Origin of the sequence: Bifidobacterium italicum (assembly GCF_002286915.1) — a bacterium.
Classification (GTDB): Bacteria; Actinomycetota; Actinomycetes; order Actinomycetales; family Bifidobacteriaceae; genus Bifidobacterium; species Bifidobacterium italicum.
Genome location: NZ_MVOG01000028.1, coordinates 44477 through 54667, shown reverse-complemented (window position 1 = coordinate 54667; position 10191 = coordinate 44477). Strand labels below are relative to the sequence as shown.

At 69.2% G+C, this 10191-nt stretch carries 7 protein-coding genes; 6 read left to right on the top strand and 1 reads right to left on the bottom strand.

What is annotated here, in order from left to right:
- Positions 1-56: 56 nt before the first annotated feature.
- Positions 57-542: a peroxiredoxin gene (locus B1400_RS07280; protein ID WP_095613754.1), complete on the bottom strand. Its 486-nt coding sequence runs from the start codon at positions 540-542 to the stop codon at positions 57-59.
- A gap of 237 nt (positions 543-779) precedes the next feature.
- On the opposite strand from B1400_RS07280, the gene B1400_RS07275 reads away from it, so the two are divergent.
- The 6 genes from B1400_RS07275 (at position 780) to B1400_RS07250 (ending at position 10111) form a co-directional block, all read left to right on the top strand.
- Positions 780-1664 carry an ABC transporter ATP-binding protein gene (locus B1400_RS07275; protein WP_095613753.1) on the top strand — a complete coding sequence of 295 codons (885 nt, stop codon included), beginning with the start codon at positions 780-782 and terminating at the stop codon, positions 1662-1664.
- A 118-nt stretch (positions 1665-1782) separates the two neighbouring features.
- Positions 1783-2850, top strand: coding sequence for a tRNA (adenine-N1)-methyltransferase (locus tag B1400_RS07270; RefSeq protein WP_095613752.1), 1068 nt, complete (start codon positions 1783-1785; stop codon positions 2848-2850).
- Between the two features lie 78 nt (positions 2851-2928).
- Positions 2929-3480, top strand: coding sequence for a SixA phosphatase family protein (locus B1400_RS07265; RefSeq protein ID WP_095613751.1), 552 nt, complete (start codon positions 2929-2931; stop codon positions 3478-3480).
- Between the two features lie 186 nt (positions 3481-3666).
- A complete protein-coding gene (metE, locus tag B1400_RS07260) occupies positions 3667-5967 on the top strand; it encodes a 5-methyltetrahydropteroyltriglutamate--homocysteine S-methyltransferase (protein WP_095613750.1) in 2301 nt (766 codons plus the stop codon).
- A 163-nt stretch (positions 5968-6130) separates the two neighbouring features.
- Positions 6131-6967 (top strand): methylenetetrahydrofolate reductase, encoded by an 837-nt coding sequence (locus B1400_RS07255; RefSeq protein WP_095613749.1) that lies wholly within the window; start codon positions 6131-6133, stop codon positions 6965-6967.
- A 39-nt stretch (positions 6968-7006) separates the two neighbouring features.
- Entirely contained in the window at positions 7007-10111 is a 3105-nt protein-coding gene (locus B1400_RS07250; RefSeq protein ID WP_095613748.1) for a bifunctional [glutamine synthetase] adenylyltransferase/[glutamine synthetase]-adenylyl-L-tyrosine phosphorylase, read from the top strand.
- The last annotated feature ends 80 nt before the right edge of the window (positions 10112-10191 follow it).

The following is a 10191-nucleotide window of genomic DNA, read 5'->3' as shown; positions in this document are numbered from 1 at the left end:
GACCGTTTCGAAACGGTCCGCCCGCCTTTGCGTATGACGCCTGTCGGAGGGGACGGTTACTTGATCTTCTCGATCTGCTCGAGCAGCTCGTCGATCTGGCCGTTGACGTTCACGTCGTAGCCGGCGAAGACGATCCTGTCCTCGCCGTCGAGCACGAAGGTGGAACGGATGGTCTCATAGGTCTTCTCGCCGTCCTTGAAGTGCTCCTTCGCGGCGCCGTACAGCTTGTGCGCGGTGTACTCGGGATCGGACAGCAGGACGAAGCCCAGGTCGTTGCTTTCGCGGAACTCCTGCAGCGCCTTCACGTCGTCGGGGGAGACGCCGATGACGGTGTAGCCCTCCTTGGCGAAGCGCTCGAGGTTGTTCTGGAAGTCCTTGGCCTCCAGTGTGCAGACCGAGGATCCGGCCTTCGGATAGAAGTAGAGCACGACGTTCTGATGCTTGAAATCGGCGAGCGCGTAATGCTTGTATTCGTCGGATTCGAGTTCGAAGTTCGGTGCCACATCGCCTTTGGTCAGGCGTACCATGTTTGTTTCGCTCATGCCCCCAACGGTAGTGCAAAACGGGCGCGGGCGGGGGAAATACGCGGTCAGGGGAAGTTTGCCGTCGAAAGCGAACCGCCCGCGGACGCGCGCGGCGCCGGTGGTATGCGGCGCGGGGCGCCCCTCTTCCGGATGCCGGGACGCGCGCGGCGCCGGGGCGCGGGTGTGCGCTACCGTGGCGGCAGCGTGCATGCACGCCGCAGGCGGGAAGCGGACGGGAGACGAAGGAGCGAGCCGATGCGAGACGATACCACCACCAAAGCCGGGGCCCGGGGCCATGGCGGCGACGCCGTCGCCCTGCGCGGCGTCGCCTTCCGCCGGGACGGGCGCACGATCCTGGCCGACGTCGATCTGACGATCGGACGCGGCGAGAAGTGGGTGCTGTTCGGCCCCAACGGCATCGGCAAATCCACGCTCGTGCAGATGATGGCGACGCGCGGCCACCCCTCGTCCGGCACCGTCGACGTCCTCGGACGCCGGCTCGGCAAGGTCGACGTGTTCTCCTACCGCCATCTGATCGGATTGAGCTCGGCGGAGCTGCTGCGCTCGTTCCCCGGCGTCGAGGACCCGCTCGACGCCGTCGTCACCGCGCTCAAGGCCGTCACCGGCCGCTGGCGCGACACCTACACCGACGCCGAGATCGCGCGGGCGCGGGCCCTCATGCGCGACTTCGGCATCGAATACCTCGTCGGCAAGTCGATGGCGAAGCTGTCGGAGGGCGAACGCACGCGCGTCATGATCTGCCGCTCGCTGATGGCGCGTTCCGAGCTGCTCATCCTCGACGAGCCGATGACGGGCCTCGATCTGGGCGGCCGTGAGATCGCGCTGCGCGCGCTGGGACGCATCGGGCGCGACGATCCGCGCGCCGTCGTCCTCGTCACGCATCGGCTCGAGGAGATACCCGCGGGATTCGACCACGTGGCCGTCATGGGGCGCACGCGCGGCGGCGAGGCGGACGCTTGCGCCGCCGGTGCGGACGGCCTCGACCCCGCGCCCGGCACCGTCGTGTACGCGGGCGGCATCGAGGGGGGCCTGACCGACGAACGGCTTTCGGCCGTGTTCGGCCTCGATCTGGCGGTGCGCCATGACCGGGGGCGCTGGAGCGCGCGACTGCGCGGCTGAGGGGCCGCCGGCCGGCGCGCGCGGCTGTTGCGCGCGGCCTCGTGTACGCTAAGCGTTGGAAACGTGCCGGACGGCGCGGCCGTCCGCGGCCCGCGCCGATGAGTCAAGGAGTCGCCGTATGCGCCGTGGTCCCTTTGTGGCGGGGGAGAAGGTCCAGTTCACCGACAGGAAGTCGAACAAGATCACCGACCAGCTCGTCGCGGGAGGGGCGACGCAGACGGCGCACGGCCTGATCCTGCACGACGACGTCATCGGCCGCTGCGAGGGCATCGTCGTGACGAGCGTGACGGCCAGGCGCGAGGCCCAGGTCAACGCCGAGCATCCCGAACGCGACGCGAACAAGCCGTGGAAGGGCACGCGCGCGATCGGCGGCTGGCGCTACGCCGTCATGCGTCCGCGGCTGGCCGACTATGTGCTCTCGATGCCGCGCGGCGCGCAGATCATGTACCCGAAGGACACGGCTCAGGTCGTCGAACTCGGCGACATCCGCCGTGGCCACCGCGTGCTCGAGTCGGGAGCCGGGTCGGGGGCGATGAGCCTGCACCTGCTCGAGGCATGCGGCGCCGAGGGCGAGCTGACGACGATCGAGCTGCGCCCCGAGTTCGCGCGAGTCGCGCAGGCGAACGTCGACCTGTACTACGGCGCGCATCCGGACAACTGGAACCTGCTGACCGGCGACTTCGACTCGGTCGCCGCCACGCTGCCGGCCGGATGGTTCGACCGCGTCATGCTCGACATGCTCGACCCGTGGAACCGCCTCGAGCAGGCGGGGCGTGTCATTGCGCCCGGAGGTGTGCTCACCTGCTACGTGACGACGACGACGCAGATGGCCAGGCTCGCCGAGGCGCTGCGCGCATCGGGACGCTGGAGCGAGCCGCAGATCCAGGAGACCCTCGAGCGCAACTGGAAGGCGCAGGGGCTGGCGGTGCGCCCCGACCACCAGATGATCGGGCACACCGGCTTCCTCGTTGTCTCGCGCGCGATGGCCGACGGCTTCGAGGCGCTGCGCCGGCGCGAGCGCGCGGCGAAGGACACGACGACCGACATCGACTCGCTCAGCCCCGAACAGCGCGAGGCCGTCTTCGAGGAGCTCGAGCTGCGCGACATCTCCGACCGCAAGCTGCGCAAGGTGCTGCGCGACCTCGACGCGCAGCTGCGCGTCATCGGCGACGCCGACGGCGAATAGGCCCGTGCCGGCGCCCACGGCGCTATACTGCATATGACCAGCGCCCCGATGGGGCCACCGATGGACGAAAGAGCGTGCATGAACGTCAGGAAGGCCGCGAGGAAGGTGAAGGACTACCAACACGTGCTGCTCGTCATGCGGCACGCGAAGACCGAACCGTCGAACGCGAAGGGCGACTTCGACCGCGAACTGCTCGACAAGGGCCTCAAGCAGGCCAAGCGCATGGCCAAGGGACTCAAGTCGATGGGTCTGACGCCCGATCAGATCGACTGCTCGAGCGCGGTGCGCGCCCGCCAGACATGCGAGCGCATGCTCAAGGTGTTCGGCGACGGCCCGAAGGTCGACTACACGAAGTCGCTGTACGAGGACGGCATGCAGTCGGTGTTCGACGCCCTCGCCTCGTGTAAGGACAAGCGGCGCACGCTGCTCGTCATCGGCCATGAGCCGACCGTGTCGATGGCCTGCCAGTGGCTCGCCGGGCCGCGGTCCGGACCGGAGGTGACCGACCTGCTCAAGCTGGGCATGTCCACGGCCTGCGTGGCCGTGTTCGGCTCGGATGCGCCGTTTCGCAAGTGGGGCACGCACGAGGCCGACCTCATCGCCGTGCTCTCGCCGAAGGACTTCGACTGACGCGCCCGTGCCGGCGCGGGGCCGCCCCGGCCTCGGATCGGGGCTATAAGCTGCGGTTATGACGTCGTCTCAATAACCGGTATGGCCGTTTCGCGGGTTTTTCGCAAGACATGGGCGCCGCCGCCCGGGCAGGTCTGCTAGCGTGATGCACGTTGCAGCAAGCAAGCCCGATTTTTGGAGGCACCCATGAGCGTTCCCACGTCCATCTCCGGTTTCCCGCGCATCGGCAGGAACCGCGAGCTCAAGAAGATCATCGAAGCGTACTGGAAGGGCGCCGCGTCGCTCGACGACGTGCGCCGCGTCGGCCGTGAGCTGCGCGTCGAGCATTGGCGGCTCGAACGCGCCGCCGGCATCGACCTGATCCCGAGCAACGACTTCAGCCTCTACGACCAGATGCTCGACACGGCGATCCTGCTCAACGTGATCCCGGCGCGCTACCGCCGCCTGTCCTTCGACGACCCCGAGCAGACGTTGTTCGCGATGGCGCGCGGCTATCAGGGCGAGCGCGGCGACGTGACCGCGTTGCCGATGAAGAAGTGGTTCACGACGAACTACCACTACCTCGTGCCCGAGTTCGACGCTGCGACCGAGGTGCGGCTCAACGGCACGAAGCCCTTCGACGAGTACCTCGAGGCGAAGGCGCTCGGCTACCAGACGAAGCCGGTGCTCATCGGCCCGTACACCTTCCTCAAGCTCTCGCGCGACGCCCAGGCGCGCGAACTGAGGGTCGACGAGGGCCTCATCGACGCCGTCGCCGGCGTCTACGCCGAGATCCTGCGCCGCTTCGCCGACCTCGGCGCCGCATGGGTGCAGCTCGACGAGCCCTGCCTCGTGCTCGACAAGGACGACGCCGACGTGCGGCTGTTCAAGTCGCTCTACTCGCGCATCCTGCCGGCGCGCGAGGACCGGCTCAACGTGCTGCTCAACACCTACTTCGGCGACATCGCCGACATCTACGAGACCGTCAGGCTCCTCGAGTTCGACGGCGTCGGCCTCGACCTGGTCGAGGGCCGCGACGCGAACCTCGCCGCCGTCGGGACCCACGGCGTGGGCGAACGCACGACGCTGTTCGCCGGCGTCGTCTCCGGGCGCAACATCTGGCGCAACGACTACGCGCAGAGCATCGCGCTCGTCGAGGCGCTGCAGCGCGTCACCGGGCGCGTCGCCGTCGCCTCCGCCTGCTCGCTGCTGCACGTGCCGTTCAGCACGAAGGGCGAAGAGGCGCTCGGCGACGATGTCCTGCGGCACTTCGCGTTCGCCGTCGAGAAGCTCGACGAGGTGCGCGAGATCGCCGACCTCGTCGACCTCGACGACGACGCGAAGCAGGCGTCCGACGTGCTCAAGGCGAACCGGCTGCTGTTCGACGGCAGCCGCGTGGCGCGCGACGAGGCCGTCAAGGCGCGCCTCGAGGCCCTCGCCGACGACGACTTCACGCGCCTGCCTGCGCGCGCCGAACGCCAGCGGCTGCAGCGCGAGGCTCTCGGGCTGCCCCCGCTGCCGACGACGACGATCGGCTCGTTCCCGCAGACCGGTCAGATCCGCGCCGAACGCGCGAAGCTGCGCAAGGGCGAGATCAGCCGCGACGAATACGACGCGTTCATCAAGGACCGGATCGACGACGTGATCCGCAGGCAGGAGCAGATCGGCCTCGATGTGCTCGTGCACGGCGAATTCGAGCGCAACGACATGGTCGAGTACTTCGGCCAGCGCCTCAACGGCTTCCTGTTCACGAGGAACGCGTGGGTGCAGTCCTACGGCACGCGCTGCGTCAAGCCGCCGATCGTGTGGTCCGACGTCTCGCGCGCCGAACCGATCACCGTCGAATGGAGCCGCTACGCGCAGTCGAGGACCGACAAGCCGATGAAGGGCATGCTCACCGGCCCGGTCACGATCCTCAACTGGTCGTGGCCGCGCGAGGACATCTCCGCCGAGGAGCAGACGCGCCAGCTCGCGCTCGCGATCCGCGACGAGGTCCTCGACCTCGAGGCCGCCGGCATCCGCATCATCCAGATCGACGAGGCCGCGCTGCGCGAGAAGCTGCCGCTGCGCCGCTCCGACTGGCACGCGAAGTACCTCGACTGGGCGATCCCCGCGTTCCGCCTCGTGCATTCGGGCGTGAAGCCGGACACGCAGATCCATACGCACATGTGCTACTCCGAGTTCAACGACATCATCCGCGACATCGACGCGATGGACGCCGACGTCATCTCCTTCGAGGCGTCGCGCGGCGACCTCGTCGTCCTCGACGCGATCGACGACGCCGACTTCGAGACCGAGGCCGGACCCGGCGTCTACGACATCCACTCGCCGCGCGTGCCCGGCGAGGCCGAGATCGAGGAACGCATCGGCGAGATCCTCGCGAAGATGGATGTCGACAAGGTGTGGATCAACCCCGACTGCGGCCTCAAGACCCGCGGCGAAGCCGAGACGTGGCCGAGCCTCGAGCACATGGTCGAGGCCGCGAAGGCCGTGCGCTCGCGCCTGTGACCCCGCGCGGCGGGCGCCACCGGGCGCGCGCCGCCCCATCGCGCATCGTCGGCGCATGACGCCGTCGGCCCCCATGCGTCGACGATGCCCTTCCTTTCCCGTGTTTTTTCTTCTCCCGTTTCCGTTTCCCTCCCCAAGCCCCCGACTCCGAGGACGACCCATCATGTCCATCTTCTCGCTGGAGATCTTCCCGCCCAAGCGCACCGCGCCGGTCGGCACGATCTACGATACGCTCGACGGCCTGCAGGGCCTCGAACCCGCCTTCATCTCGGTGACCTACGGCACCGGCAAATCGGTCGACCGCACCGCCACCGCGCGCATCGCGAACACCGTGCGCGCCGAATACGGCATCCCCGCCGTCGCCCACCTGACCGCCCAGTACCTCGACGAGGCCGGCGCCGAGGAGGCGCTCGACCTGTTCGACCAGGCGAAGGTCGCCGGCGTCCTCGCGCTGCGCGGCGACCGCAACCCCGACCGCGAACCGGCGAACGTGTTCCATCACGCATCCGACCTGGCCGCGTTCATCCGCGAGCGCCGCCCCGGCCTGCCCATCTACGGCGCCTGCTACCCGGAGAAGCACCCCCAGGCGGCGAGCCTCGACGAGGACATCGACAACCTCAAACGCAAGGTCGACGCCGGCGTCACCCATCTGATCTCCCAGCTGTTCTACGACGACGGGGACTTCCTGCGCTTCCGCGACAAGGCGCGCGCCGCCGGCATCGACGTGCCGATCGAGGCCGGCATCATGCCGGTCGTCAACTGCGCCTCGGTGCGCCACATGGCCGGCCTGTGCGGCTCGAGGATCCCCGAACCGCTCGCCGCCATGCTCGACGTGTGGGGCCACGACCCGGCATCCCTCAAGGAGGCCGGCATCATCTACGCGTCCGAGCAGATCCGAGACCTGACCGCCCGCGGCGTCGACGGCATCCACCTGTACACGATGAACCGGCCGTGCGTCACCCGGCGCATCTGGGCGAACACGAAGGCGTTCTTCGGCTGAGCCGCCCGCGGCGTCATCCAGCACGGGTAGATTGGACCCATGGACCAGAGCACACCGACGAACATCCCCACCCGCGACGTCATCCACGCCGGACTGCAGAGCATCGGCAGGGCGAAGCAGCTCATCGCCGACCTGCTCGGCCCCGACGCCGACCCGGAGGCCGTCGCGACGCTGCTCGGCCAGCTCGCCGCATGCGACGACCCCGACACGGCGCTCGCGAACCTCGTCGACATCCGCCGGTCGCTCGCCGACCGGGGTGGGACCCTGTCCTCGATCGTCGCGGACGAGGCCGCCATGGCGCGCCTGATCGGCGTGCTCGGCGCCTCGAACGCGATGGGCACGCTCATGCGCTTCCGCCCGGCGCTCGTGCGCGCCGCCGTCGCCGAACCGCGCCGGACGGCGACCGTCACGCGCGGGGAACGTCGGCGCCGCATCCTCGAAGCCGTCGGCGCCGACGCCGAGTCCGGCGCCCCGATGGCCTCCAAACCGCTCGCCGAGGCGGCCGGCGCGCTGCGCGCCGACTACCGCGAGCAGCTCGCCGCGATCATGGCGCAGGACGTGACCGACGGCGACCCGATCGAGATTCAGCCGAGGATCAGCGGCGAACTGTCCGACCTGGCCGACGCGGCGCTCGAAGGCGCGCTCGCAATCGCCCGACATGAGGTAACCGGATCCGAACATGTGCGTTTCGCGGTCATCGGCATGGGCAAGCTCGGCGCCCGCGAACTCAACTACGTCTCCGACGTCGACCTCATCTACGTCGTCGAACCCGCCGACGGGCGGACCGACAATCCGACGCTCACGCGCATCGGCACGAAGATCGCGACGACGCTGCAGCGCGTCTGCCAGTCCGTCGTGTCCGGCGTGGCCGAGCAGCCGCTGTGGCAGATCGACGGGGCGCTGCGCCCCGAGGGCAAGGACGGCCCGCTCGTGCGCCGCCTCGACGCGCACGAGGCCTACTACGGGCAATGGGCGCAGAACTGGGAGTTCCAGGCGCTGCTCAAGGCGCGCGCCGTCGCCGGCGACGCGGACCTCGGCGCCGACTACGAGGCGATGGCCGCGAAATTCGTCTGGACGGCCGCCAGGCGCGAGAACTTCGTCAACGACTGCCAACGCATGCGCGAACGCGTCGAGGACCTCATCGCCGCGCCGCTCAAGGACCGCGAGATCAAACTCGGGCGCGGAGGCCTGCGCGACGTCGAGTTCACCGTGCAGATGTTGCAGCTCGTGCACGGGCGCACCGACGCGTCGCTGCGCGTGCGCTCGACGCTCGACGCGCTGCAGGCGCTCTCCGACGGCGGCTACGTCTCACGGCCCCAGGCGAAGGCGCTCGCCTGGGACTACCGTTTCGAACGCGTGCTCGAACACCGCCAGCAGATGTGGATGCTCAAACGCACCCACCTGTTCCCCGATCTGGGCCGCGGCAACGTCGGCGGCCTCGAACGCAAACGCGCGATCGACCCCGACGAGCTCAACCAGAGCCCCGAGATGCACCGTCTGGCGCGCGCCTTCCACATGCTGCCCGAGCAGCTCGTCGAACGGTACGACGAGACGCGCCGCGAGGTGCGCCGCCTGCACAACGACATCTACTACCGGCCGATGCTGCCGATCGCGGCGGCGAGCCCCGATGACACGATCGAGCTCAGTGAGCAGGCGACGCTCGAACGCTACGAGGCGATCGGCTTCGCCGACCCGGCCGCCGCGTTGCGCCATGTGCGCGCGCTGACCGACGGCGTCACGCGCGCCGCGAAGATCAACCGCATCCTGCTGCCCGCCGTGCTGCGCTGGCTCGGGGAGGGGCAGAACCCCGACATGGGTCTGCTGTACTGGCGCACGCTCGAGGAACGCTTCGGCGGCGAACACGAATACCTCGGCTTCCTGCGCGACTCGCCGTCCGCCGCCCGCCGCCTGTGCCACGTATTGTCCAACTCGCGCTATCTGGGCGATGCGCTCAACAAGTCCCTCGAATCGATCACCTGGCTGGGCGACGACGCGAAGCTGCACGCCCGCTCCCGCGCCAGCCTCGACACGCAATGCGCGGCGATCATCGACCGCCACTCGCATTCGGCGAAGGAGGCGGCCACGGCGCTGCGCGCGTTGCGCCGCCACGAGATCGAACGCATCGGACTGGGCTGGATGAGCGACGTCATCGCCACGCCCGAGGCGCTTGAGGGCATGACCGACGTGTACGACGCGATCCTCGACGCCGCGCTGCGCTGGTCGGTCACCGCCCAGATGCGCGACGACGACGTCCGGGAGGCGCCCGCCGCGATCGCGATCATCGCGATGGGACGTTACGGCGGCCGCGAGGTCAACTTCAGCTCCGACGCCGACGTCATCGTCGTCTACCGGCCCGCCGCGGGAGCCGACGACGCGGACGCCAACCGCTTCGCGCGCAAGGTGCAGGAACGGCTGCGCGCGCTCATGCAGGGGCCGGTCAGCCTCGAGGCGAAGATCGAACTGGACATGGACCTGCGCCCCGAAGGCAAGAACGGCCCGCTCGTGCGCTCATACGCCTCCTGCGAGGAGTACTACCGCTCATGGTCGAGCACCTGGGAGCGCCAGGCGCTGCTGCGCGCCCGCGCCGCCGCCGGCGACACGGCACTCGCCGACGACTTCCTGACGAACATCGCCGACCCGCGGCGCTATCCGGACCGGGACCTGACCGAAGAGGAGATCGGGGAGATCCGCCGCCTCAAGGCGCGCATGGAGGCCGAACGCCTGCCGCGCGGCGTGCGGCGCGAACGCCATCTCAAACTCGGCAAGGGCGGTCTGAGCGACGTCGAATGGACCGTGCAGCTGCTGCAGCTTCGTCACGCGCACGACGACAAGGGGCTGCGCGTCAACTCGACGATGGAGGCGCTCGGCGAACTCGTCGCCGACGGCCACATCGGCGAGGAGGACGCCAGGATCCTCGGCGAGGCGTGGCAGATGTGCACCGACGCGCGCAACGGCAACTACCTGTGGAGCGGACGGACCGGCCAGGCGGACGTCCTGCCGACCGACATGTACTCGCTCGGCGGCATCGCCGTCTACCTCGGCTACGACGCGAACCACGGCCAGCGCTTCGAGAACGACATCCTCGCCCAGATGCGGCGCAGCCGCGAGGTGTGCGAACGGCTGTTCTACGGCGTCGAGGAGTGACGGCATTCGCATCGTGAGACGGGACACGCCCCGGGGCCGCATCCGGCGGCGCCCCAATAGGCGGGTGCGGTTATAGTTGG

Coding starts and splice junctions, on each gene's coding strand:
- B1400_RS07280 (WP_095613754.1), bottom strand. CDS start 542: ATGAGCGAAACAAACATGGTACGCCTGACCAAAGGCGATGTGGCACCG.
- metE (WP_095613750.1), top strand. CDS start 3,667: ATGAGCGTTCCCACGTCCATCTCCGGTTTCCCGCGCATCGGCAGGAAC.
- B1400_RS07265 (WP_095613751.1), top strand. CDS start 2,929: ATGAACGTCAGGAAGGCCGCGAGGAAGGTGAAGGACTACCAACACGTG.
- B1400_RS07270 (WP_095613752.1), top strand. CDS start 1,783: ATGCGCCGTGGTCCCTTTGTGGCGGGGGAGAAGGTCCAGTTCACCGAC.
- B1400_RS07255 (WP_095613749.1), top strand. CDS start 6,131: ATGTCCATCTTCTCGCTGGAGATCTTCCCGCCCAAGCGCACCGCGCCG.
- B1400_RS07275 (WP_095613753.1), top strand. CDS start 780: ATGCGAGACGATACCACCACCAAAGCCGGGGCCCGGGGCCATGGCGGC.
- B1400_RS07250 (WP_095613748.1), top strand. CDS start 7,007: ATGGACCAGAGCACACCGACGAACATCCCCACCCGCGACGTCATCCAC.